This window comes from Priestia sp. 40 (genome assembly GCF_049368575.1).
Taxonomy (GTDB): domain Bacteria; phylum Bacillota; class Bacilli; order Bacillales; family Bacillaceae_H; genus Priestia; species Priestia zanthoxyli.
Genome location: NZ_JBMPZA010000012.1, coordinates 148,598 through 173,543 on the forward strand (window position 1 = coordinate 148,598; position 24,946 = coordinate 173,543).

The following is a 24,946-nucleotide window of genomic DNA, read 5'->3' on the forward strand; positions in this document are numbered from 1 at the left end:
TTATTCCTCCTTCGCTCCCGCCGTTTCGTATTTTTTCATTTGCGTTTCAAATTTTTTCTCTTTTAATTGATCGCGCTTTTCACGCTTGTCTTTTAAAGAGCTATGCTCTGGATTTTGATCGTACGTTTTCCGGCGGTCAAGACGGTTCAGACCTTCTGGCGTTAAGTTGAACTTTGTATCATCAATAATCGAAAGAACACCGTTGCTTTCAAATTTTTCAAACACTTCAGGATATACTTTTTTATAAAATTCTTCTGCGCTACCACTTTGGTAATTTTGCGGCTCCGGATAAGACGTAATAACACCTTCAAAGTTTCGAAGCACAACTTTATTGGAGCTTTGAGAAATAATGTAATTTGGCTGCAATGGAATTTTACCGCCTCCTCCAGGAGCATCCACGATAAATGTAGGAACTGCATAGCCGGACGTATGGCCTCGAAGTCCTTCCATAATTTCTAGCCCTTTGCTGATTGGCGCACGGAAATGACCGATTCCTTCTGATAAATCACATTGATAAATGTAGTAAGGACGCACGCGAATCTTTACTAAATCATGCATAAGCTGCTTCATGATTGGCACGCTGTCATTAATTCCGGCTAAAATAACCGCTTGGTTTCCGACTGGAACTCCTGCGTTCGAAAGCATTTCACAAGCACGCTTTGATTCTTCTGTAATTTCAATTGATGTGTTAAAATGCGTATTTAGCCAAACCGGATGATATTTCTTTAAGATATTGCACAGGTTTTCTGTAATGCGCTGCGGGAACACCACCGGTGCTCTTGTACCGATACGAATAATTTCTACGTGCGGAATATCGCGCAAATTTTTCAAAATATATTCTAAAATATTGTCATTGATTAATAGTCCGTCTCCTCCAGAAATTAATACATCACGGATTTGAGGGTTGGCTGCAATGTAATTAATAGCTGTATCCAGCTGTTTTTTTGGAACGCCCATGCCAATTTGTCCTGAAAAACGTCTTCTTGTACAGTAGCGGCAGTACATCGAGCATTGATTTGTAACTAAAAACAGCACGCGGTCGGGATAACGATGCGTTAAGCCAGGAACCGGTGAATCTTCATCTTCGTGAAGCGGATCTTCTAAATCATACCTTGTTTTATGCAGTTCTTCTGAAATAGGAACGGACTGCATTCTGATTGGACATTTCGGATCGTTCTCATCCATTAACCATGCGTAATAAGGAGTGATATTTAACGGAATCGTTTTGGTTGCAATTTTTACGCCTTCTTCTTCTTGAGGTGTTAAATTTATGACTTTCTTTAAATCTTCCAATGTTTTAATTGTGTTTGTCAGCTGCCATACCCAGTCGTTCCACTGCTCGTCCGTTACATCTTTCCAAAGCTCGATTTCTTTCCAGTGTCTGCTTACTTTATATAATGTATTTTTCATTTTATATTCCCTCCAAAGTTCATTTTTTGAATAGATGTTCTACTAAGAAATTGACCGCACCATATAATAGCGATCTTCTCCTTCGCCAAACTCTCCTGATCGCGTTTCTTTAATCGTAAAGCCCATTTTTTTATACAGCTTCACAGCGCCTTCATTTTTCACATTCACAGTCAAACAAACGCTCTCAAAACTATCTTTTTGTAAAATCGAAAATATTTCTTCTAAGAACAGCTGTCCAATTCCGCTTCCTTGTTTATCAGAGCGGACGTAGAAACCAAAGATATAAGCTTTTGTGACATCTTTGTAATCTCGAAGCAGCTCGCAAATGGCAATTGGCCTTGCGTCATTTTCCTGGAAATATTGAATGAGCTTTCCATAGCGTGCTAAAGGTACAAGCGTCTGTTCATCAACGGCTCCCATGCCGGGAAACGCATCTTTTTCAAGTTCAATCATCATTTTTTGCTGCTCAGGATTTAACGATTCCGGCACTTCGATATAGTACTGCTCTTTTAATGCATCCATTTTTCTTTCCTCCTTTTTTCACTTTCATATTTTGCATCTTGCAGCGGCCATATTGGACTTGGAAGGTGCTGATAATTAAAGGTCGTTAAGCGGTTTGACGCTACGCCTGGCGCATCCACATAGATGATAGATCCTACAAGCGGTTCAAAAGCGGCTCTGAAATGATTTTTAGCTTTTAAACCAATGATTTTTTTCGTCGCTGGCTCAATGCCAATATGGCGAAAAAGTTCAGGATCATTGGCTGATACCGGCCTTCCAATCAGCAAAATATCCAATTCTCCTACTTGAATGTGAGCTGCACCTTTTACATTTACTTTTAAATGCTGATTAAACGGTCCTGAATTGTAAAACTCACCTTCCGACAAAGCAACGACCTTGGCCTCAACTTCAACGGGCTTTCCGAACTCAGGAGAAACTTTTCCTCCTAAGGAAAGAGAGACGTAATTCCCAGCTCCTGCTTGCACGCATTGTTTAATAGATTCAGGGTCATAAAGACCTCCAAACAGTGTCCTCGGCATATTTAGCTTCAGCATGTATTCCAAAAGCTCTGTTGTATCGCCGCTTCCGCAGCTTAAAGGATTGTCCGCTATATCAGCGAGCACTATTGGCTGTTCGTCTGATAGTTTTAACGCTGTTTGCAGACCCTCTTCAACGGTAGGCAAATCCACGATAAAATCTTCTTTTATACTCCAAAACTGAGAAGCTAGTCTCTTTGCTATTTTTTCTGCTGTTTCAGGATTCAAAGCTGTTACGAGCACGCTTGCTCCGGCAATTGAAATATCAGAATAAGGAAAGCCTCCAAAAATAGAAACATTGTATACGTCTTCTTCTTGCTCGGCTTGCTTAGCAAGGTCCATCATTTTTTTCATCGGCCCTTCTGCTGTTCGCATATTAATCGACGGCAAAAGCATAGGCATTTTTTTAAAAGATGCATAATAGATAACGCTTTCTTTTACTTGTGTTAAAAGCGCTCGCGCAGCGTTCACTCCTTGTTCGTACATATCAACATGAGGATATGTTTTAAACCCGAAATGAAGCGGCGTGTACGTAAGCATATCTTCACTGATATTTGCGTGCATATCGAGCGTAGTAGCAATGGGAACGTCGCTTCCTATGCAGCTTCTTATCTGACTTAACAAATGAGCTTCAGGATCGAAAAGATGCTCTACTACCATTGCGCCGTGCAAAGCGATTAATAAGCCATCTAGCGGGCCGGCGTGAGTAAGCGTATGCAACATTTGCTTTTCAATTGTGTAATAAGCTGCTGAAGATACAATCCCAGACGGAACTGCAGCTGCACAAACAAGGGGAACGATTTCTACTTGCTTCTCTTGCTTTAATACATCTAAAAATCCCCCTACTTCTGTTTTGGTTCCTGAGTATGCTTTATATATTTCCGTTCCAACAAAATAGCCTTCTTGTACAAAGTGTTCTATTTCTGTTTTTAATGGACTAAAGCTGTGAGATTCATGATAAAAAAAGGCAATGCCAATGCGATATGAAGACATGTGCTCCTCCTTTTCGCTAAGGTGCGAGATTAATAGTTGGTGTAGACAGACTTCCATTCTGTCATCACATCAAATGCATGATGAGAAACTTCCCTGTGGCCGTTGCCAGACATTTTCATTCCTCCGAATGCTACTCCCATTTCAGCATTAGATGTTCCGTTATTGATATAGACTAATCCGCTAACAGCGTCTTTTGCCGCTCGGCTGGCATAGTGCAAGCTGCTTGTATAAATAGAAGTGGAAAGCCCGTACATCGTTCCATTATTGACGCTCATTGCTTCTTCGTAGCCATCTACTTCAATAAAAGCAAGCACGGGACCAAAAATCTCCTCTTGAGCAATTGTGTGGTTCGAATGGACGTTATCAATAATTGTAGGCATGTAATAACAAGTTCCTAACTCTGATAAAGCATGACCTCCAAGCGCAATATTTCCGCCTTCTTCCACCGCTTTTTGTACGTAATTTTCTACTAAACGGCACTGCTGTTCATTAACAAGCGGTCCTATCACAACTCCTTGTTCAAGACCATTTCCAATCTTCATTTCTTTTGTAAGAGCTATTACTTTTTTCAAAAGCTCTTCTTTTACTGAACGCTCCACAATCACTCTACTAGCTGCGGTACAGCGCTGCCCCGTTGTCGTAAATGCTGATTTAACAATTCCTTCTGCTGCTTTATCCAAATCGGCATCCTTTAACACAATAACAGCGTTTTTTCCTCCTAGCTCTAAAGAAATTCGTTTTAAGGTTTTGCTGCTCATTTCTGCTAACTGCTGACCAACTTCCGTAGAACCTGTAAATGATATGATTTTCACTTCAGAGTGCGTAGCAAGCTTTTGTCCAACAATTCTGCCCGATCCTGTAAGCAAATTAATTGTTCCTTTTGGAAGCCCCGCAGCGTGCAATACTTCCATAAAAATCTTCGCTGAGAGCGCTACTTCTGAAGCCGGCTTCCAGACAACGGTATTGCCAGCGATTAAAGCGGCAAACATTTTATAAGAAGCGAGAGAAACAGGAAAGTTCCAAGGTGTAATACATGCCACAACTCCAAGCGGTTCGCGAACCATTTTTATATCTCGGTCAGGAAAGCCAGCGGGCACTATTTCGCCAAACAAACGTCTTCCTTCTCCAGCCATATACTGAGCTGTTGCAATGACGACACCAACTTCCCCTATGGATTCTGTCAGCGGTTTTCCCATCTCTTTTGTCATCACTTGAGCTAGCTCTTCTTTTCTGTCTTCAAAAAGCTCAGCTGCTTTTGTTAAAAATGCTGCACGTTCAGGAATAGATGTATTTTTCCAGTGGCTGTAGGCTGTACTAGCCGCTTTTACCGCATCATCAACTTGACTAGCCGTAGCGGCTGCGCACGTTCCAACGAGCTCTTGTGTTGCAGGGTTTATACTTTCAAAATAGGTTTGCTCCTCTTCACTTACCCACTCGCCGTTAATATATAAATTTCCTTGTAACAGTTCGATTTTAGTCTGACTCATATTGTTACCCTCCTTTTCATTTAAAAAGCTAGTTAATTGAAACTGCTTCTGTGATGGCTTCTTCTAGTAAAGACAGTCCTTGATCCAGCACGTCTTTATCAATATTTAGCGGCAGCATTAAACGAATGGTTTGCCCTTTGACTCCACAGTTCATAATTAGCAGTCTTTTTTCCAGCGCTTTTGATTTAATAACAGGGACATAAGCAGCTGCTGTTTCAACATGAAATTCAATACCAATCATCATACCAATTCCTCTAACCTCTTTAATAGCCGGTAAATGTCCGAATAGAATGCTGAAGGCGTTTAACAATATCAGCGCCTACTTTTTCACTGCGCTCTACAAGCTTTTCTTCTTCAATGATTGAAATATTAGCTAAAGCCGCTGCGCACGATACTGGATTTCCGCCAAAAGTAGAACCATGTCCAGCTGTTGGCCATTTCTCATGCAGTTCTCGGCTTGCTACAATGGCTCCTAAAGGCATGCCGCCGGAAAGAGCTTTTGCTAAAACTAAAATATCTGGTGTGACTCCAGCATGTTCTGCGGCAAACATTTTTCCAGTGCGCCCAAATCCCGTTTGCACTTCATCAAAAACAAGCAGAATGCCATAATCATTCGCTATGTCTCTCAGTGCACGTAAAAAGCTAGAAGGAGCAGGGTAATAGCCCCCTTCGCCCATGACTGGCTCAATTACAATCGCCGCTACGCGTGAAGGATCCACTCGCAGATCAAACAGCTTTTGCAGTTGATTTAAGCAATATGCTTCTGCATCTTCCTCGTCAACATTAGGAAGCTGACTTGGATAAGGATAAGGGACGTGATACACTTCTCCTAAAATCGGCTCGTAGTAGCTGCGGTATTTTGAGCTTGAAGCCGTAATAGCTGTAGCTCCTAGTGTACGACCGTGAAAAGAACCTTCAAAAGCAATTATCGCTGGTCTGCCAGTGGCCGCTTTTGCTAATTTGAGCGCACCATCAATGGCTTCTGCGCCTGAGTTTGAAAAAAACACCGTGTCTAAGTTTCCAGGCGTAATTTGCGCAAGTTTTTCTGCCAAATTCACTGCTGTTTCGTAATAGCCGTAGTTTAAGCCTAGGTGAAGCAGCTGATCTGCTTGTTTTTTTATCGCTTCTACCATCTTTTCATGCGTATGACCCACTGCATTGACAGCTACTCCTGATACAAAATCAATATATTCCTTGCCATCAGCTGTCCAAAATTTCGCACCGTGCGCTTTTTCAATAACAAGCTCTGTTACTCTTGTCATCACCGGTGATAAATGTTTTTTTCCTTTGATTTGAAGCTCTTCTGTTTTATTTTGTACTTTCATATGACTCATCCTTTCTTATGTGCTGATGAAAAATAGAAAACGCATGATCTAGCAATCTCACTATTTCATCAACTTCTGATTTCGTTATGTTTAAAGGAGGACTGATAATCATATGTTCTCCTTTATGTCCATCTACAGATCCGGATCCTGGGTAAAACACGCCTCCAAGCTCCATACAAATTTCATTGAGCTTTTCGCTGGCTGCTTCACTTGGCTCGAAAAATATCTGTTGATTGACGTCTTTCATTAGTTCTAATCCAATTAAAAGTCCGCGGCCGCGAATATCTGAAATATAAGGATACTTGCGCTGCAGCGCTACTAAACATTCCATTAAATACGCGCCTTGAGTTTCAACGTTTTGAAGGATATTCATTTCTTCATACATATCCAAAGCAGCAAGGCCTGCCGCTATCGAAACAGGATGTCCACTGTACGTATAGCCATGAAGAAATTTCCCGCTGCTATTTTCTAACAAGCCTTGAATCAGACGGTCATGAACAATCATTCCTCCTAAAGGAGCGTACCCAGCTGAAACTCCTTTACCAAACGTTAGGATATCCGGTTCGATTCCGAATTGTCCCACTGCAAAATCAGTTCCCGTTCTCCCGAAGCCTGTCATCACTTCATCAACAATCAAAAGAATGTCATAGCGGCTGCAAAGCTCACGTACTTTTTTGAAGTAGTCAAGCGGAGGTACAACAGCTCCTTGCTGACTTCCTACGATGGGCTCTGCGATAAAAGCTGAAATATTTTCTGGACCAAGCTCTAAAATGGTGCGTTCAATATCGGTGATACAGCTCCAGTTTTGATTTGCCACGCAGTCTTCTTGATTGCGATTATACGGACAGCGATGACAATACGGCGAATAGACATGCGCAAAATGTAAAAGATTAGGTGTATAAGGATATCGTCTTTTTACGTCTCCTCCAGCTGATAGTGCCCCTATCGTGTTTCCATGGTAAGACTGCCACCTTCCGATTACGATGTGTTTTTGCATCTTTCCGGCATCCCTGTGATATTGCCTTGCTAATTTCAATGCACTTTCATTTGCTTCTGATCCTCCTGATGTAAAATAGACTTTGTTTAAATGAAGCGGCGCCATTTCTCCAATTTTGCCTGCAAGTTTATGCAAAACATCCGTTTCAAAACGCAATGTATGAACAAACGCCGCTTTTTTTGCCTGCTCCGCCATCGCCTCGGCTATTTGCGCAATGCCGTGCCCTAAGTTTGCCGCCACGGCGCCGGAGCAGCCGTCTAAATACTTTTTTCCTTGCTCATCTATTAAGTAGCTTCCTTCACCATGCGTAATCATTGGATACTTTTTTGTTAAATCTCTATGAAAAACATAATCTCTTTTTATTTCGTCCATCTTTCCACCACCATCGCCATTCCTAATCCTCCTGCAACGCAAATAGTAGCCAGGCCGTATCGTCTTTTTTGCTTGTGGAGTTCATGACACAGAGTTGTTATGATTCTTGCTCCGGAGCAGCCTAAAGGGTGTCCAAGCGCAATTGCTCCTCCGTTTACATTCACTTTTTCTGATGTGATGTCCCATTCTCTTAAGCAAGCAATACTTTGAGCGGCAAATGCTTCGTTTAATTCAATCAAGTCCATATCACCTAAGCTTAAACCGACTTTATTTAAAGCAATTTGCGAAGCAGAAACGGGGCCAATTCCCATTTCCTTTGGAGAGACGCCCGCTGCGGCAAACGACACAATCTTTGCCATAGGCGTTAATCCAAGCTGCTCAGCTTTTTCTTCCGACATCAACAGCATCATTGAAGCGCCATCGTTTCTGCCGGATGAATTGCCGGCTGTCACCGTTCCATTCTTTTGAAAAACAGGCTTAAGCGCACCAAGCTTTTCTTTGCTAGTAAGACGAGGAAATTCATCTGTTGCAAAATGCCTCATACCTTTTTTTCCTTCTTTTACAGGTACCGGGATAATTTCTTCTTCAAACAAATCCAGTTCTATAGCCCGCCTAGCTTTTTCCTGACTATAAAAAGCAAACTCATCTTGTTCCGTGCGGCTAATACTATATTTTTCAGCGAGCCACTCGGCCGTCTGTCCCATCGTAAACGTTCCGTATAACGTTTCAGGCTGTGATTTTGGCTGACTTTCTGTATTAGAGTCATAGAGTGTTAAATCACCAACGTGAAAACCAAAACGAGTGCCTACCGTATAGTGCGGTGCTTGAGACATGCTTTCCGCTCCTCCGGCTAATACCACTTCGGCTTGACCCGACAAAATGGACATAGCTCCATTCATTACAGCCTGCATGCCTGAACCGCACTGGCGGTGCACGGTATAAGCTGGAATACGTTCAGAGAATTGAGCTTTCAGCCCGGCTACTCTCGCTATATTAGGAGCATGAGCGCTTTGTTTAGTCTGTCCGACAATGATTTCATCAATAATCTCTGAAGTATATCCCGCTGAAGACAAATTGTTTTTCATCACAAGAGAGACTAGTTCTTCTGGAAGCGTATCTGCAAGCGAACCCCCAAACTTTCCAATAGGCGTTCGAAATGCATTTACAATCACTGCCATTATGCTGTCACCTCATTGTTTTTATTAAATAATTTAGAAACGCGAAAAGAAGCTTGCGTTTTTTGTTGCACTGTCTCTAAAGAAACACCGGGAGCTGTTTCAAGAAGTTCAAGACCATGGTCTGTTACCGAAAAGACAGCTAATTCTGTAATAATCATATCGACTCGTCGCTCTGAAGTAAGCGGATAAGTTAACTCCTCAACTAGCTTTGACTCTCCTTGGCTGTTCGTATGAAGAGTCGTCACGATCACTTTTTTTGAGCCTTCTAATAAATCCATTGCTCCTCCTACGCCAAGAACACTTTTCCCAGGGACAGCCCAGTTTGCAATTCGGCCTGCTTCATCTACTTGAAGCACTCCAAGAATCGATACATTCACATGGCCTCCGCGTATCATGGCAAAAGAATCAGCGCTGTTAAAAAATGAGGCACCTTCCAAAACCGTGACGGGCAGCTTTCCAGCATTCACAAGTTCTGGATCTATATAATCTTCTTCAGGAGTAGGGCCAACGCCAAGAATCCCGTTTTCTGAATGTAAAAACACGTGAACATCGGGTGAAATATAATTAGCAACTAAAGTAGGAATGCCGATTCCTAAGTTCACTACATCTCCGTGACAAAGCTCTTTTGCAGCACGCGCAGCAATATATTGTTTGACGTTCATCTTATTGTTCTCCTTTCATTACGATATAAGTAACGTATAAATGAGGAGTTACAATTTCTTCAGGAGAAATCTGCCCAACTTCAACCACTTCTTCTACTTCAGCAATCACGATATCAGCAGCCGTTGCCATCATTGGATTAAAGTTTCTTGCTGATTTGCTGTAAATAAGATTTCCGAGTCGATCTGCTTTTTTAGCTTTTATTAGAGCTACATCTGCGTGCAGCGATTCTTGCAAAACATATTTCTTTCCTTTTAATACTCGTTCTTCTTTTCCTTCCGCAAGCCGAGTCCCTACGCTCACAGGCGTATAAAATCCTCCGATGCCTGCTCCTCCTGCTCTAATTGCCTCGGACATTGTTCCTTGCGGGATGAGCTCCACTTGAAGTTCTTGTTGTTGATAAGCGTGTACAACTTCAGGGTTGGAAGTAAAATAAGACCCTATGGCTTTTTTTACTTGTTTTTTTTGAACCAATACACCTAATCCTTTTCCAGGTTCACCGAGGTTATTACTAATAATCTCTAAATCTTTAAGGTTTGATTTGGCAATCGCTTCAATCAGACTAAGCGGGCTTCCAACAAGACCAAATCCACCTACCATAATGCGTGCGCCATCTGTTATTTTTTCTATTGCTTCTTCGCGCGTGATGATTTTGTTCATTTTGTTTCCTCCTTTTCTTTTTATATTTCACAGCGCTTTACACGAAAAAAACCAAGCAGGACACAATGACTCCCCAAAGAAAAAGGGATGTCCCCCACTCTTTGTAAAGTGTGTGTGTCTGCTTGGTTTTAATAAGACCATGAAAAGAGGTTGTCTTCTCACTTTATTCTAACCAAACGCTATGTAATTTTTTGATTCACATTATCCCAGTAACGTTGGATTGCAGCCTGAAGCGCTACGATAATCGCCTGTTGAGATGGAGCAAAATAATAATTTTGAATACGTTCAATAAGAGGTTCAATTCCATCTGCAAGGCAGTAACCAATAAGCAGCTTCCGGAAAAAATTTTGCGTTAGCTCCGTAATAAACGTAAACTCAGCATTTACAATTTTATGCTCTGTCAGATCCACTTCTAGTACAATTCCCGCATGCTTATACATTTCATACATGGAAGTTCCCTGTGGAGCTTTTGCATATCCTGTCACAATGACTGTATTCAGTATTTGCATGCCCCTTAATCTCCTTTTAAAAACTATTTGATTACTCTGCACTTTTACACTAATAATTCTGAAAGGTCAAATGAGGCTAACTCATATGCTTTTAGTTATGTAAGTGCTTTCATTTTTAAAAAGATATGTTCTTACACAACTAACATTTCGCCTTTTCTAGACAAAATCCTTCTTTTCTTTTAAAAAATTTTCTATTTTTTTATTTATTCCGCTTTATTGAAATTTATTCGAGTCTCCATCAAACTTTTCATCCGCTATACGGATGGACTCTGTTGGACAGCCTTCAAACGCATCTATCAAATCGTCTTCCAACTCTTGGGGCACTTCAACCGTGCCTTGATTATCATCAAGTATAACGAACGCAATTCCTTCATCATCATAATCATAAATATCAGGTGCCGCAGCTCCGCATGCGCCGCACGCAATACACGTTTCTTTATCAACTATCGTATATTTCCCCATGGTCATTCTCCTAACTAAGTTTAAAAGTTATTACTCATTACCAGCCGCGTTCTTGCATACGATTTTCTGGTAATAATGATGAAATTTCAATTCCTTTCATTGCACTTCCTAACCCTTTTGACAAGCTTGCAATAAGTTCATAGTCTTGATAATGTGTTGTTGCTTCCACGATTGCACGCGCAAATTTTTCCGGGTTGTCTGATTTGAAGATTCCTGATCCAACGAACACACCGTCTGCTCCAAGCTGCATCATTAAGGCTGCGTCTGCTGGTGTTGCTACGCCGCCTGCGGCAAAGTTTACAACCGGTAAACGGCCTTCACGTTTAATTTGCAGTAAGAGCTCATAAGGCGCACCTAATAGCTTAGCTTCTGTCATTAACTCATCTTCATCCATGCCTACCACTTTACGTACTTGAGCGTTTACTTGGCGCATATGACGCACTGCTTCGACGATGTTTCCTGTTCCTGGTTCGCCTTTTGTACGAAGCATTGAAGCACCTTCACCAATTCGTCTTGCTGCTTCGCCTAAATCACGGCATCCGCATACAAATGGAACCGTAAATGTACTTTTGTTAAGGTGATATTCCTCATCAGCTGGAGTGAGTACTTCACTTTCGTCAATATAGTCTACGCCCATTGCTTCTAGCACGCGCGCTTCAACGATATGGCCGATGCGGGCTTTCGCCATAACTGGAATGGATACAGCGTTCATCACTTCTTCAACAATTGTTGGGTCTGCCATACGAGACACGCCGCCTGCTGCACGGATATCGGCTGGAACACGCTCTAACGCCATAACGGCAACAGCGCCTGCTGCCTCTGCAATTTTTGCCTGTTCTGCATTGATCACGTCCATGATAACGCCGCCTTTTTGCATTTCTGCCATTCCCCGCTTCACGCGGTCCGTTCCATTTCTCACCATATTCAATTCCTCCTTTATATGTTCAAACACTTATTATGCAACTTCCATGCCAGTGTTAAAATATAGAAGAAATTAGTAAAAAACATTGATTTTTATGCCAAATTATTAAGCGGTTTTTAAAAAATTGGCAGGTGAAAGCCAATTTTTTAAACCAAAACAGCTCCCGTCCCTATTAGAGACGGAAGCTGTTTTGTTAAGGAACTAACACTAATTTTCCGGTCGTTTTTCTTCCTTGAAGCAGACGATGTACATCTGCCGCTTCATCAAGTGAAAATGTGCCGCCCAGCATTAATTTTAGCTGACCGGAATTTACGTAGTTTAATAGCTCATGCAGGCTTTGCTGATAAAGCGCTGGTTTTGCCATCATTTGAGGTAAGAAAAAGCCTAGAACCGATTGATTTTTTTCCATCAGGCGGGCAGGGTTGAATTTTACAGGTTTTCCGCTAGCCATTCCGTAAAAAACGAGACGCCCAAATGGTGCAAGACATTGAAGAGATTCATAGAATATATGCCCTCCTACCATTTCTAAAATAATATCGGCTCCTTTTCCTTCCGTTACTTCTAAAATTCGTTTTTCCCAGCCTGTTTCTGTATAGTTAATCGCTTCGTCAGCTCCGAGATTTTTTGCGAGCTCAAGCTTTTCTTTAGAGCTCGCTGTAGCAATGACTTTTCCGGCTCCAAAAATTTTGGCAAGCTGAACAGCTAAGGTTCCGACGCCGCCTGCTGCCGCATGAACGATGACGGTTTCTCCTTTTTCAAGGCGACCCATCGTTTTTAAAATATGATAAGCCGTTAGTCCTTGAAGAGGCAAAGCAACCGCTTGTGTTAAATCCACATTCTCCGGCAACGGAATAAGGCCTCTTGAATCTGCCAGCGTGTACTCCGCGTATCCTGTTGCTCGATTAGATCCTAGCAGCGTCACGACTTTTGTACCTACTTGTATCCCTTTTACATCCTCGCCTACTTCAACCACTTCGCCCGCTACTTCAGAACCTGGAATAAAAGGAAGCGGTGTTTCTACTACATATGCTCCTTCACGCCGCGCAGCATCGGCATAATTAACGCCGATTGCCGCAACTTTAATGAGCACATCTTTCTTTTTTGGTACAGGGCGTGCAATATCGATAACTTGAAGAACATCAGGTCCCCCGTACTGCGTAAATTGAATGGCTTTCATCGTAGATCCCCCTTTTATTTCCCTTGAAATAGTGGCTTTCTTTTTTCTTTAAACGCAGATATTCCTTCTTGATGATCTCTTGTTTCTACCATAAGAACTTGCGTTAGCCTTTCTTGTTCGAGCACTTGTTGTAACGTTAAATGAAATGAATCGTTGACAATTTTTTTCATTTTCCCATACGCTTTCGTTGGTCCTTGTGATAAGCGGCTTGCAAAGGAAGTTACCTCATCTTTCAGCTGATTTAACGGCACTACACGGTTTAAAAAACCGGCTTTATAAGCTGTTTCGGCATCCATAGGCTCTCCTAAAAATAACAGTTCCTTCGCTCTGTGGGGACCGACGACCTTTGTAAGAAAGTAAAGGCCTCCTCCGTCTGAAATCAATCCAACTTGAGAAAAGCTTAATACAAATCGGCTTTCTTCTGACGCAATGATAAAGTCAGAAGCGAGAGCTAAATTAAAAGCCGCTCCTGCTGCAAACCCATGAACTGCTGCAATAATTGGCTTCTCTAAATTTTGCATCGCTAAAATACATTCATTTAAACGGCCGATATGTTCATACACATCCGCTCCGGATGCTTGACCCATCGTTTTTACATCGCCTCCGGCAGAAAACGAGCGCCCTGCTCCATTTAATATAACTACTTTAATAGACTCATCGCTTTGTGCCTGTTTTATTTCAGTTGTTAACTTTTCAATCATTTCTTCACTGAATGCATTTAAACGCTCGGGCCGATTTAACGTTAAAGATAAAATAGTCCCCTGCTTTTCTACTACTAAATCACTCATAATTTCAATTCCCTCCTCTTTACTTTGCATCAAACGATAAGCCACCCGCCGTCTACTAATAAATCACTTCCCGTCATATACGATGCCTCTTTAGACGCTGCAAAAGCAATAACATTTGCAATTTCATCTGGTTTACCTACACGTTTTAAAGCCGTATTTTTTTCGATTGCCTTAGTGAAGCGCTCATTTTCAAGTCCAGGCTGTGTTAAAGGTGTTTCTACGAATCCAGGAGACACAGAGTTTACTCTGACTCCGTGAGGTGCTAATTCAAATGCCATTGCTTTTGTAAAGTTTATTAAAGCAGCTTTAGCAGCGCTGTAGTGAGGAATTTGCGCACCTGCTTTATGTCCTGAAAGAGAAGCGACATTAACAATAGATCGATTTTCTCCTATTCCTTCAGTTAAAAAAGGAATCAACTGTTTTGTTATAAGAAATACGCTTGTTAAATTAACGTCCTGTACGTGTTTCCACTGTTCAAGCGTTGTTTCTTTAATTGTTGAATTAACAGATCCGCCTGCATTATTAATTAATAAATGAATTTGTCCGTACTTTTCTTTTATGAACTCAGCAAGCTCTTTGACGTCTCCTTCTTTCGTTACATCAGCTGGGAAAATATCCGTGCATTTTCGTTCACACAGTGTGTCAATAGCGGATGCAGCCTGTACTAGCTTTTCTTTCGTTCGCCCGACAAGAATGACGCGGGCTCCTTCTTTTGCCATTCTCTGAGCGGTCGCTTCTCCAATGCCGCTTCCAGCCCCTGTAATAACAGCTATTTGCCCTTCAAAACGCATAATATCCCTCCTTTATACAACGTATCGTCCGCTGTCAATAAATTCACGGGCGATGCCTCGATTGCGCGTGAATTCGCCTTCACTTTGCAAATCATTCATCCATTTTCCGAGAATTGTACGGTACTGTCGGTGCTTTTCACCTGTTAGCATCCCGTTTATTAATTGTCGAGCCTGTTTTTCAATTTCAAAGAGCGTTTCACTAACAACCGTTGCTGTCAGCTTGCTTTTTAACTTTTCTTTTTCTTCTCCATTTCTGGTTACGGCTTTTTCCGTGCGCAGCACAGATGACTCTATGGCAAATAGTCCAACAGCAATTTCTGCGAGCTTCATCAGCGTTTCTTGTTCTTGTGCTAGATTGGCTTGAAACGTTTGGAATGCTGTTCCTAATAAAGCAAGAAATAAATGTCTTGTGGTAATAACCGCCTGCTTCTCTCTGGCTAGAAGTTCATTTGAAGGTATTTCCCACTGACCGCTCATCAATTCACTAACGGCATGTTCTACTTGTTTGCTCAGCTCTATTTCTCCTTTGCCTGCTTTTTTTAGAAGCTGAGTTGGAAGTAATAGGCGGTTAATTTCATTTGTACCTTCAAAAATACGATTGATGCGTGAGTCACGATATACTTGTTCGATTTTATATTCTTGAATAAACCCTGCGCCGCCATGAAGCTGCAGCGATTCATCGGCAATTAAATCAAGAGTTTCCGATCCGTACACTTTACAAACTGAACATTCCATTGCAAATTCAGCCAGCTGTTTAGCTACTAACTTATGATTTTCACTTTCATATAGTCCACCAAGCGCCTCTTCTAGTAAACCAGCTGTACGGTACTGGATAGATTCAGATGCAAAAATACGAGCCGCCATTTTAGCTATCTTTTCTTTTGAAGCATTAAATTCCGCAATAGCTGTTTTAAACTGCTTGCGTTCTTTTGTATAAGATAAAGCAAGTTCAAACGCATATTTTGCTGCGCCCATACATGCAGAACCTAAGTTAAAACGTCCAAGGTTTAAGACGTTCAACGCAATCAAGTGACCTTTTCCTACTTGTCCAAGTACGTTTTCTACAGGTACTAAACAATCTTCGTAAATAACTGGACGAGTAGACGACCCTTTGATTCCCATTTTCTTTTCTTCTGGGCCGAGAGACAGTCCTTCAAAATCTTTTTCTACAATAAAAGCAGTAAAATGTTCTCCGTCTACTTTTGCATATGTGATGAACGTATCTGAAAAGGCAGCATTGGTAATGTACTGCTTCGTTCCATTTAATACATAATGCGTTTTTTCAGGATTTAATACGGCTTTTGTTTGGGCTGCAAGAGCATCAGAACCTGCTTCAGGCTCTGTCAAACAGTAGGCGCCAATATATTCACCGCTTGCCAATTTAGGCAAATATTTTTCTTTTTGCTTCTTGGTGCCAAAATACGTAATAGGAAGTGTCGCAATGCATGTATGATTAGAATGAGCGACTCCATATCCACTTGTCCGGCCAATGATTTCACCGACGAGTCCTTTGCTTACTTTATCAAGACCTAGTCCTCCATATGTTTCTGGAATACTGTGAGCAAGAAGGCCAAGCTCGCCTGCTTTATGCATCAATTCTACTACTTTATTAAAATCCTGCTGCTCAATGTCACTGTGGTAAGGGTCTACTTCTTTTTCAATAAACTGCTTTGCTGTCTGAGCAATCATACGATGCTCATCCGTTAAGTCTTCGGGTGTATAAACGTGATGCGCAGATGTTTTTTTTAGTAAAAATGATCCGCCTTTTGCTTCGGTTTTCATTTCAGACATATCGTTTCCTCCCCGTTTACTAGCTTTTTTTTCACTACCTTAGGAACTACGGAATAGACGTTTTTCCGGCTTACAAAGCCAATTTCGTCTAGAAAGCCATACTGAGTGAGCATTTCTCCTACGGATGAGCGTTTCAATATTTCAAGGGGTGAATGCTCATAAGCCTTATACAAAAGCAGTGCGGCTTTTGCAGCATCCGTTAAATGAAATGTTTTTAATCGCAGCAGGCAGTTTATAAAATGACCCGCTCCATATAAATCTTCTAGACAGAAGCGATCCGACGAACCTGAACAAACTAATAAAACAGTTTCAGCTTGTCCTTGCTGATAGACAGCTCTGGCAACTGCTTCTCCATTTAAAAGTGAAGCAGCATACACCTGTTTTGCTTTTTCAGCGCTACGAATGGCCACCGTTCCATTAGTGGTAGACAAAATAACTGTTTTATTTTTAACATGCTCCTTTAACGTGCTGGGGTTTGGATCAAAAAAGCCTTCAATCGTTTTTCCTCTATATTCGCCTACAAGTGCAATTTCGTCAGGCTTATACGTTTTTGCTTTATTACGCGCTTCTTCTTCATTTTTTACTGGGATAACTTCTGTTGCTCCTTGCTGTAAAGCAGCCGCAATTGTTGACGTAGCCAATAAGACGTCAAATATAACGACCGTTTTTCCTTCTAGCTTTTTGGCAAGAAGCTCTTCTTTTTTGAGTATTACGTGAACTTTTCTTTTCATATATGCCCGCGTTCTGTATGCAGAGCATGAATAATTAGTGTTTTTACATACTCTCCAAATTGTGAAAACCGTTTATCATTTGTTTGGCCTTTTTTATAACGGTAATAAATTTGCTGACAAATGACAGCAAGTTTGAAGTACGCAAATTTCAAGTAAAAGTCAATGTGTGAAACATCTCGTCCGCTTTTTTTAGCATACGCTTCTACAAAATCTCGACGGGAATAAAAGCTTTTTTGCACAGTAACAGGTGGGTTCCCCAATCCTCTTTTTAAAAGTTCAGGGTCACTATCTTCCATCCAATAGCTCAGCGCAACTCCCAAATCAGCAAGCGGGTCTCCAACGGTTGTCATTTCCCAGTCAAATAATCCTACAATTTTCTTTCCATCCGTTGAAAATAACGTATTATTAAGCTTATAATCATAGTGAATAATGGTCGAATGCTGTGTAGTGGGAATGTGTGTGGTCAACCATTTTTTTAAGGCTTCTACTTCCGGTATGTCACTTGTTTTTGATTTTTCATAACGATAAATCCATCCGTGTACTTGACGTTCTAAAAATCCTTCGGGCTTGCTGATTTTTTCAAGCAGCGTGCCTTTATAAGGAACATCATGAAGTTGAGCAAGAACATCCACCATTTGTTCTGAAATACAACGGCAAAGTTCGCTAGTTCCTTTCACGTCTTCTGGAAACGCTGTGTCGATGAGAACACCGTGCTTTTGTTCCATTAAAAAAAAGGATTTCCCGACCACCGTCTCATCTTCACAAAACACATACGGCCTAGGAGCGAGAGGAAAAGACTTCGATAAAACAGATAAAATCTTATATTCTCTTTGCATGTCATGCGCTTTTGGCGCAACTGGCCCAAAGGGAGGGCGTCTCAACACCGCCTCCCACTCTCCCACTGAAAGAGCGTAGGTTAAATTGGATGCACCTGATCCAAATTGCTTGATTAAAAGAGGCTCTTTAGGTAAATCTGGAATCGAAACACGGAGAAACTGATGCAGTTTTTCCGTGTTTAACTCCTCTCCTTTTCGTACAGGAATGATTTGTGACATTCTTTTACCACCTGCTTTTTTATAGTTAAACAGCTACTTTATAATTCATCAAAAACTGCTTAATGTCCGCTGGAATAGAAACGCTTTTTTGCGCATCAAAATCAAAGTACACGATGACAGCTTCTCCTTTAGCAATCAGCGATCCCGTCTTGCTGTCGGTAATTTCATGGCCAATTGTAAAGCTTTTATTGCCGACATTAGATACAAAGGTTTTAATCATTAGAACTTGATTAAAATAACCTTGCGCAACAAAATCACATTTAGTAGAAGCTAAAATATACTCCCACTTTTTTGTATGCATGGATGCTCCCATTTCTTCAAAAAAAGCAATGCGGGCCTCTTCTAAATAAATGAAATAGCTCGTATTGTTAATGTGACCGAGTGCGTCTGTTTCGCAAAAACGCACTTTGACCTGTGTTTCATACATGGTTTTCTCCTCCTTTACTTATGTGAAAAAACAGCGGGACGCTTTTCAATAAATGCTGATACTCCTTCTTTAATATCTTCTGTTTGAAAGACTTCTTCAAACAGCTCTGCCTCAAGTTCAAGACCTTCAGATAATGTACGATTCATTCCTTCGTTTACCGCTGTCTTAATTCGAGAAAGTGACGGAAGAGAGTGGCGGTTAAATTTCTTAGCCAGCTCTTTAGCTTTTTCGAGCCCTTTTCCTTTAGGCGTGACATGATTGGCAAAGCCTGCATGAAGCGCTTCTTCTGCAGAAACAGGACCGCCGGCAAACATCCACTCTTTAGCTTTAGAAACGCCGATTACGCGTGGAAGACGCTGAGTGCCGCCTCCTCCAGGAAACAATCCGAGCTTCACTTCCGGAAGACCGATTTGAGCATGTTCTTCGGCAATGCGTATATCAGCAGTTAGTGAAAGTTCGCACCCTCCTCCAAACGTTAAACCGTTTAACACGACAATTGTTGGTTTTTCAATGTTTTCAAGTTTTTGCAAAACGCGATGGGTTTTCATAAACTCTTCTTTAATGCCGCTTTGCCCCATTAACTGAGGAAACTCTTTAATATCAGCTCCAGCCATAAACGCCCGGTCGCCCGCTCCCGTTAAAATGATTGTAATGACATCAGGATCTTTACTAAGCTCTTCATACGTTTCTTCAAGCTGCTGCACAACAGCCTGGCTCATTACATTTAAAGGCGGGTTATCAATGGTTACAATTGCCGTTTTCTCTTCTTTTTCAATACGTACAAATTTTTTCATCATTGCTTCACTCCCTGTGTGTGGTATGTGTAAAAACCTTTTCCTGTTTTGCGCCCAAGCTCGCCTTTTTGAACTTTTTCTTCAATGCACGCAGCTGGCTTGTCCTCTGGATCCCCCGTTTCGCTATAGCGCTGCTGCATCACAAAATATCCGACGTCAATTCCTGAAAGATCCATCAATTCAAAAGGACCGATCGGGTGGTTGAGCGCTTTTTTGCAAATCGTATCAATATCTTCAAAATCTGCGTATCCATTCTCATAAAGAAAAACGGCTTCTTTTTGCAACGCTCCTAAAATTCGATTGGCAATAAAACCTGAGATTTCTTTTTTCAGAAGGACTGCTGTGCGATTAATTTGCTTACAAACTTCCATTGTCGTTTGAGCTGTTTGTTCACTTGTCTTCTCACTCATCACAACTTCTACGCAGTCCATTACAAGAGGAGGAAAAAAGAAATGCATGTTAACGATTTGCTCTGGACGGTTTGTTGCACTTGCAATAAGCGAGTTAACAATAGTTGAACTATTTGATGCTAAAATGGCGTGACTTGGTGCGTACTCATCTATTTCTTTAAAAACGCTTTGTTTTACATCTAACTTTTCTACAACGGCTTCAATCACAAAATCAGAATTTGAAACCGCTTCCTTTAATGTGTTTGTAAAAGACAACCTTTGAAATGCGGCTTCTTTAGCATCCGGGGAGATTTTGCCTTTATGAACCCACTTGTCTATAATTGCTTCCAGCTTATTTTTTGCATCAATGAGTGATTGTTCATTCATATCTTGGATAATCGTTTCATATCCTCCAAGTGCACAAAGCATACCGATTTGATGTCCCATTTGTCCTGCGCCAATGACAGCAATACGCTGTATATCTTTACTATCCATGTTATATCCTCCTTTTAATATAAAAGGAGAGAAAGAGCTTATACTTTCCCGCCTTTTACGAGCACTGTCTAGCCTAACAGCTACTGTGACTGAATACCTTTCATTAGCATCTTATAAAAAATAGCTGCAACTTCTCGATCTGTCTTTTCACCATCCGGCTGAAACCAAAAATAGCTCCAATTTGTCATTCCTAATATGCCTAGCGTCACGATATCTGAAGGCAAATCTGAACGGAATTGCCCTGCTTCCATTCCTTTTTCAATAATTTCTTGTACGTTTTCTTTAAAACGATCGCGCTTTGGAATGATTTGTTCTAAGTGTTCTTCACTCAAATGACGCATCTCTCGAAAGAACACTTTAGCTCGAAGACCTTCTTTCTCAATATCATGAACAAGTTTAAAAATAATACTGTGAAGCTTTTCTGGATAAGATGTTGTCTTATCTGCAAGAATCGTCTCTTGGTTTTCTATTAATCTTTCAATATATTGAAGATGAATATCCATTAAAAGCTCTTGTTTGCTTTTGAAATAATAATAAAACGTTCCTTTTGTGACGTTTAATTCATTTACAATATCTTGAATAGACGTTTCTTTGAAACCTTTTTGAGCAAAAAGCTGAATGCTTCGTTCCATCATCAAATCTTTCATCGTCAAACCCTCTCTGTCTTTTCTCATTTTCACAAATTATACCATGGCTTAGAGGGAGCTTTTGAAAAAGTTTGTTTATGTTCAGCTTCTTTACATCGTTTCTTTCATCACTTCTTCTCGCAGTGCCCGTCGCAAAATTTTCCCTACGTTAGTCTTAGGAAGCTCGGCGCGAAACTCAAAGATTCGCGGAATTTTGTAAGCTGCAAGGTGATGTCGGCAATAAGAAGTAAGCTCTTCTTCAGAAAGAGATTTCCCTTCTTTCACTACCAAAATCGCTTTAATGGTTTCTCCTCTGTAAGGATGCGGCACGCCAATTACAACGGCTTCTTTAATGTGGCTGTGTTCATATAAAACTTCTTCAATATCTCGAGGATACACATTAAAACCACTCGCAATAATCATATCTTTTTTTCGATCAACGATAGATAAATACCCGTCTTCATCTATCTGTCCTATATCTCCCGTGTACAGCCAGCCGTTTCTGAGCGCGTGAGCCGTCTCTTCAGGCTGATTCCAATAGCCCTTCATAACTTGAGGCCCTTTAATCACTATTTCTCCAAGCTCTCCTCTTGGCATTTCTTTTGTTCCGGTAGCCACGTCTACAATTTTATAAGCAGTTTGCGGAACGCCAAGTCCGACTGTACCTGGCTTTCGTTCACAAAACGGCAGGTTGCAATGCGTCACGGGGGATGCTTCTGATAAGCCATACCCTTCTAACACTTTAGCGCCCGTTTTTCGTTCGAACTCTTTCATCAGCTCAACAGGCATCGGCGCACTGCCACTGTTGCAGATGCGAATACTTTCGATGTTGTATTCTTCTGCCCGCGGATGATTTGTAATCGCAACATACATAGTTGGCACGCCAGGAAAAATACTAGGCTGCTCTTTTTTGATTGTATTTAGTACTTCTTCCAAATCAAAACGTGGCAATAGCAATATTTCATTTCCGCAAAGAATCGATAAATGCATACAGGAAGTCATGCCAAATACGTGAAACAATGGAATAACGGTTAAGCATTTTTCTTTTCCTAATTCAATATCATGTTTAAATATTTCGTATGATTGAACTGCGTTTGTGTAAATATTTGTATGTGTAAGCATCGCACCTTTAGATGGTCCGGTCGTTCCTCCCGTATACTGAAGAACAGCAATATCGTGTGCTGGATGGATAACCGGCTGATGAAATTCATGCTTGATGGTTAAAAAATCTAGGAAGGAAAGGTCTGGTGATGTAGGAACAAAAGGTTTTTGCAAGCTGACAGTTATCGCTTCTTCTATATCAACGCGGTTTCTTATCTCTTGAAGTCTCGTATAAAAATCATCGAGTAGAATTATTTTTTTTGCCCCGGAATCGTGTAAAATATGCTCTAGCTCTTGCTTGACAAGCATAGGGTTGACCTGAGTAACAATGCCGCCCGCCGCTACAATGGCGAAATAGCTTATTATATATTGCGGACAGTTTGGCAGCATAATTGCTACACGATCTCCTTTTTTAATTCCTTTTTTCTGCAGCGCTCCTGCAAATACGCGAACTGAGTGGTACAGCTCTTGGTACGTTAACGTATGCTGATACATGCGCGTGGCTGTGTGAGCAGGATAACGTTCGGCTGTTTCTTTCAGCATATCAAATAGTGAAATATCTTCGATGTGAATGTCATGAGTGTAGGTTTCTGGATAAGGTGTAAACCATTTTTTAACGTCTTCCATCAAGTTACTCCTTTCTTATTCACATAGCATGAACTCCACCGTCTACTGTCAGAATATCGCCCGTAATATAATTAGACGCTGCAGAAGCAAGAAAAACAGCCGCTCCTTTTAAATCAGCTTCGGAGCCAAAGCGTTTTAAAGGGGTTTGACTTAGAAAATAATCTTTTCCTTGTTCCATAATCGCACCTGACATTTTAGTAGGAAAAAATCCCGGCGCAATCGCATTAACTTGAATATTATGCTGTCCCCATTTGACAGCTAAATCTTTCGTGAACGTAATGACCGCTCCTTTACTCGTGTTGTACCCGATTGTATCCATATACTGAGGGTCCGTTCCTCCAAGACCCGCAATTGAAGCAATGTTAATAATCTTACCAGCTTTTTGTTTAATCATTTCTTTTCCAGCTTCTTGGGACATTAAAAACGTTCCTGTCACATTAATATTCATCACTTTTTGCCATGCTTCAAGAGGCATTTCTTCAACCGAAGCTCCCCACGTAGCTCCGCTGTTGTTAATTAAAATATCAATGCGTCCAAATGTTTCAATCGTTTGATGCACGACATTTTTAATATCTTCAGGCTGACTGATATCGCATGCTAAAGCGAGAGTTTTTACGCCCATGGTGGCCAATCGATCAGCCACTTGCTGACATGCTTCTTTTTTTCTTGAACATAGAACAATATTTGCCCCTGCCTCTGCAAGCCCTTCTGCCATTTGTTCTCCTAATCCTCTGCCTCCTCCGGTAACAATAGCTGTTTTTCCAGTTAAATCAAACAAATCCTTTATGTGCATACGTTGCCTCCTGTTCTTGATAGGATTTTAGCTCAAGTCTTGCAAGCTGTGCTTTGTGCACTTCGTCTGGACCATCAGCGAGGCGAAGAGTGCGGGCATTTGCCCAAAGTGCCGCAAGCGGCGTATCTTCTGAAACACCTGCTGCTCCAAATGCTTGAATAGCGCGATCAATGACTTTTAAAGCCATAGCAGGAGCCATTACTTTAATCATGGCAATTTCTTTCCGCGCTTTTTTATTTCCAACTGTGTCCATCATATAAGCAGCTTTTAATGTTAATAAGCGAGCTTGCTCAATTTCAATACGCGATTCTGCCACCCATTCTTGAATAACCCCTTGCTGAGAAAGCAACTTATTAAACGTAGAACGATTTTGAATACGCTTACATAATTCTTCAAGCGCTCTTTCAGCTGCTCCTATTAGACGCATGCAGTGATGAATACGTCCAGGCCCTAATCTGCCTTGAGCAATAGCAAACCCTTTTCCTTCGCCTAAAAGCATATTGGATGCTGGCACACGCACATTATCATAATGAATTTCAGCATGTCCATGAGGAGCGTGATCGTATCCAAAGACTGGAAGCATTCGTTCAATTTTAACTCCTGGAGTATTTAATGGAACTAGAATCATAGATTGCTGTTCATATTTAGATGCGTTAAAATCACTTTTTCCCATGACAATAGCAATTTTGCAGCGAGGATCTCCCGCACCTGAAGACCACCATTTTCTTCCGTTGATTACATATTCATCGCCTTCTCTTACAATACTGCACTGAATGTTTGTGGCATCAGAAGAACCTACATCTGGTTCTGTCATAGAAAAGCAGGAGCGAATGTCTCCATTTAACAGCGGCTTTAGCCATTTTTCTTTTTGTTCAGGCGTTCCGTATCGAACCAATACTTCCATATTGCCAGTGTCAGGAGCTCCGCAGTTAAAAGCTTCTGGTCCAATAATAGAACGGCCCATAATTTCGCAAAGGGGGGCATATTCGACATTTGTTAGACCCGCTCCGTATTCGCTTTCTGGCAAAAATAAGTTCCATAATCCAGCTTGCTTTGCTTTTTCTTTTAACTCTTCCATGATCGGAGGAACAGCTGACCATCTAGATGGCTGTTCATTCAGCTGATGTTCGTATAGCCGTTCATTTGGATAAATATGCTCTTCCATAAAAGAGGTCAATTCTTTTTGCAGCTTCACTACTTTGTCAGAGTAAGAAAAATACACGGTAGTCCCTCGCTTTCATTTACTTACTAACCGGTTGGTATGTTACATATTTATCATAAATGAAGGGAAATAATTCAGCAAGATATTTTTAGAAAAATTCTAAATATTATATTATTTAAAAAGAAAA

General features: G+C 41.1%; 26 protein-coding genes. All 26 read right to left on the minus strand.

What is annotated here, in order from left to right; translation table 11 throughout:
• Entirely contained in the window at nucleotides 1-1,410 is a 1,410-nt protein-coding gene (gene ablA / locus ACO1DI_RS13585) for a lysine 2,3-aminomutase (protein ID WP_098626453.1), read from the minus strand.
• 42 nt (nucleotides 1,411-1,452) lie between these two features.
• The gene (locus ACO1DI_RS13590) at nucleotides 1,453-1,932 is read right to left on the minus strand and encodes a GNAT family N-acetyltransferase (RefSeq protein ID WP_014460080.1); all 480 of its coding nucleotides are present in this window, start codon (nucleotides 1,930-1,932) and stop codon (nucleotides 1,453-1,455) included.
• Nucleotides 1,920-3,440 (minus strand): M81 family metallopeptidase, encoded by a 1,521-nt coding sequence (locus ACO1DI_RS13595; RefSeq protein ID WP_221779980.1) that lies wholly within the window; start codon nucleotides 3,438-3,440, stop codon nucleotides 1,920-1,922. Before ACO1DI_RS13595 ends, ACO1DI_RS13590 begins: the two co-directional genes overlap by 13 nt.
• 29 nt (nucleotides 3,441-3,469) lie before the next feature.
• Nucleotides 3,470-4,927, minus strand: a complete 1,458-nt coding sequence (locus ACO1DI_RS13600; protein WP_209369224.1) for an aldehyde dehydrogenase family protein — start codon at nucleotides 4,925-4,927, stop codon at nucleotides 3,470-3,472.
• Between the two features lie 28 nt (nucleotides 4,928-4,955).
• Entirely contained in the window at nucleotides 4,956-5,168 is a 213-nt protein-coding gene (locus ACO1DI_RS13605) for a hypothetical protein (RefSeq protein ID WP_423145376.1), read from the minus strand.
• Between the two features lie 22 nt (nucleotides 5,169-5,190).
• On the minus strand, nucleotides 5,191-6,252 hold the full coding sequence (locus tag ACO1DI_RS13610; RefSeq protein ID WP_423145377.1) for an aminotransferase class III-fold pyridoxal phosphate-dependent enzyme: 1,062 nt from the start codon (nucleotides 6,250-6,252) through the stop codon (nucleotides 5,191-5,193).
• Nucleotides 6,236-7,621: an aspartate aminotransferase family protein gene (locus ACO1DI_RS13615; protein ID WP_423145378.1), complete on the minus strand. Its 1,386-nt coding sequence runs from the start codon at nucleotides 7,619-7,621 to the stop codon at nucleotides 6,236-6,238. The genes ACO1DI_RS13610 and ACO1DI_RS13615 overlap by 17 nt, the downstream gene beginning before the upstream one ends.
• Nucleotides 7,609-8,799, minus strand: a complete 1,191-nt coding sequence (locus tag ACO1DI_RS13620) for a thiolase family protein (RefSeq protein WP_014460085.1) — start codon at nucleotides 8,797-8,799, stop codon at nucleotides 7,609-7,611. The genes ACO1DI_RS13615 and ACO1DI_RS13620 overlap by 13 nt, the downstream gene beginning before the upstream one ends.
• Entirely contained in the window at nucleotides 8,799-9,461 is a 663-nt protein-coding gene (locus tag ACO1DI_RS13625; protein ID WP_014460086.1) for a 3-oxoacid CoA-transferase subunit B, read from the minus strand. Before ACO1DI_RS13625 ends, ACO1DI_RS13620 begins: the two co-directional genes overlap by 1 nt.
• 1 nt (nucleotide 9,462) lies before the next feature.
• Nucleotides 9,463-10,119: a CoA transferase subunit A gene (locus tag ACO1DI_RS13630; protein WP_014460087.1), complete on the minus strand. Its 657-nt coding sequence runs from the start codon at nucleotides 10,117-10,119 to the stop codon at nucleotides 9,463-9,465.
• 179 nt (nucleotides 10,120-10,298) lie between these two features.
• The gene (locus ACO1DI_RS13635; protein WP_013057066.1) at nucleotides 10,299-10,628 is read right to left on the minus strand and encodes a DUF3870 domain-containing protein; all 330 of its coding nucleotides are present in this window, start codon (nucleotides 10,626-10,628) and stop codon (nucleotides 10,299-10,301) included.
• A 213-nt stretch (nucleotides 10,629-10,841) separates the two neighbouring features.
• Nucleotides 10,842-11,090, minus strand: coding sequence for a ferredoxin (locus ACO1DI_RS13640; protein WP_013057065.1), 249 nt, complete (start codon nucleotides 11,088-11,090; stop codon nucleotides 10,842-10,844).
• Between the two features lie 37 nt (nucleotides 11,091-11,127).
• Nucleotides 11,128-12,012: a pyridoxal 5'-phosphate synthase lyase subunit PdxS gene (gene pdxS / locus ACO1DI_RS13645; RefSeq protein WP_014460089.1), complete on the minus strand. Its 885-nt coding sequence runs from the start codon at nucleotides 12,010-12,012 to the stop codon at nucleotides 11,128-11,130.
• A gap of 193 nt (nucleotides 12,013-12,205) precedes the next feature.
• Entirely contained in the window at nucleotides 12,206-13,189 is a 984-nt protein-coding gene (locus ACO1DI_RS13650; protein WP_014460090.1) for a quinone oxidoreductase family protein, read from the minus strand.
• 14 nt (nucleotides 13,190-13,203) lie between these two features.
• Nucleotides 13,204-13,977 carry an enoyl-CoA hydratase/isomerase family protein gene (locus tag ACO1DI_RS13655; protein ID WP_286171361.1) on the minus strand — a complete coding sequence of 258 codons (774 nt, stop codon included), beginning with the start codon at nucleotides 13,975-13,977 and terminating at the stop codon, nucleotides 13,204-13,206.
• A 29-nt stretch (nucleotides 13,978-14,006) separates the two neighbouring features.
• On the minus strand, nucleotides 14,007-14,768 hold the full coding sequence (locus ACO1DI_RS13660; RefSeq protein ID WP_014460092.1) for an SDR family NAD(P)-dependent oxidoreductase: 762 nt from the start codon (nucleotides 14,766-14,768) through the stop codon (nucleotides 14,007-14,009).
• A gap of 12 nt (nucleotides 14,769-14,780) precedes the next feature.
• Entirely contained in the window at nucleotides 14,781-16,559 is a 1,779-nt protein-coding gene (locus tag ACO1DI_RS13665) for an acyl-CoA dehydrogenase family protein (RefSeq protein WP_423145379.1), read from the minus strand.
• Nucleotides 16,547-17,290 (minus strand): 2-phosphosulfolactate phosphatase, encoded by a 744-nt coding sequence (locus ACO1DI_RS13670; RefSeq protein ID WP_182420590.1) that lies wholly within the window; start codon nucleotides 17,288-17,290, stop codon nucleotides 16,547-16,549. Before ACO1DI_RS13670 ends, ACO1DI_RS13665 begins: the two co-directional genes overlap by 13 nt.
• Nucleotides 17,287-18,345, minus strand: a complete 1,059-nt coding sequence (locus ACO1DI_RS13675; protein WP_423145380.1) for a phosphotransferase family protein — start codon at nucleotides 18,343-18,345, stop codon at nucleotides 17,287-17,289. The genes ACO1DI_RS13670 and ACO1DI_RS13675 overlap by 4 nt, the downstream gene beginning before the upstream one ends.
• A 25-nt stretch (nucleotides 18,346-18,370) precedes the next feature.
• Entirely contained in the window at nucleotides 18,371-18,772 is a 402-nt protein-coding gene (locus ACO1DI_RS13680) for an acyl-CoA thioesterase (RefSeq protein ID WP_013083164.1), read from the minus strand.
• Between the two features lie 14 nt (nucleotides 18,773-18,786).
• Nucleotides 18,787-19,569, minus strand: coding sequence for an enoyl-CoA hydratase (locus ACO1DI_RS13685; RefSeq protein ID WP_226556286.1), 783 nt, complete (start codon nucleotides 19,567-19,569; stop codon nucleotides 18,787-18,789).
• Nucleotides 19,566-20,450, minus strand: a complete 885-nt coding sequence (locus ACO1DI_RS13690; RefSeq protein WP_014460097.1) for a 3-hydroxyacyl-CoA dehydrogenase family protein — start codon at nucleotides 20,448-20,450, stop codon at nucleotides 19,566-19,568. The genes ACO1DI_RS13685 and ACO1DI_RS13690 overlap by 4 nt, the downstream gene beginning before the upstream one ends.
• Before the next feature lie 80 nt (nucleotides 20,451-20,530).
• Entirely contained in the window at nucleotides 20,531-21,097 is a 567-nt protein-coding gene (locus ACO1DI_RS13695; RefSeq protein WP_014460098.1) for a TetR/AcrR family transcriptional regulator, read from the minus strand.
• A 90-nt stretch (nucleotides 21,098-21,187) separates the two neighbouring features.
• Nucleotides 21,188-22,804, minus strand: coding sequence for a long-chain-fatty-acid--CoA ligase (locus ACO1DI_RS13700; protein ID WP_014460099.1), 1,617 nt, complete (start codon nucleotides 22,802-22,804; stop codon nucleotides 21,188-21,190).
• 19 nt (nucleotides 22,805-22,823) lie between these two features.
• On the minus strand, nucleotides 22,824-23,597 hold the full coding sequence (locus tag ACO1DI_RS13705) for an SDR family oxidoreductase (RefSeq protein WP_014460100.1): 774 nt from the start codon (nucleotides 23,595-23,597) through the stop codon (nucleotides 22,824-22,826).
• Nucleotides 23,575-24,819, minus strand: coding sequence for an acyl-CoA dehydrogenase (locus tag ACO1DI_RS13710; RefSeq protein WP_014460101.1), 1,245 nt, complete (start codon nucleotides 24,817-24,819; stop codon nucleotides 23,575-23,577). The genes ACO1DI_RS13705 and ACO1DI_RS13710 overlap by 23 nt, the downstream gene beginning before the upstream one ends.
• Nucleotides 24,820-24,946: the final 127 nt, after the last annotated feature.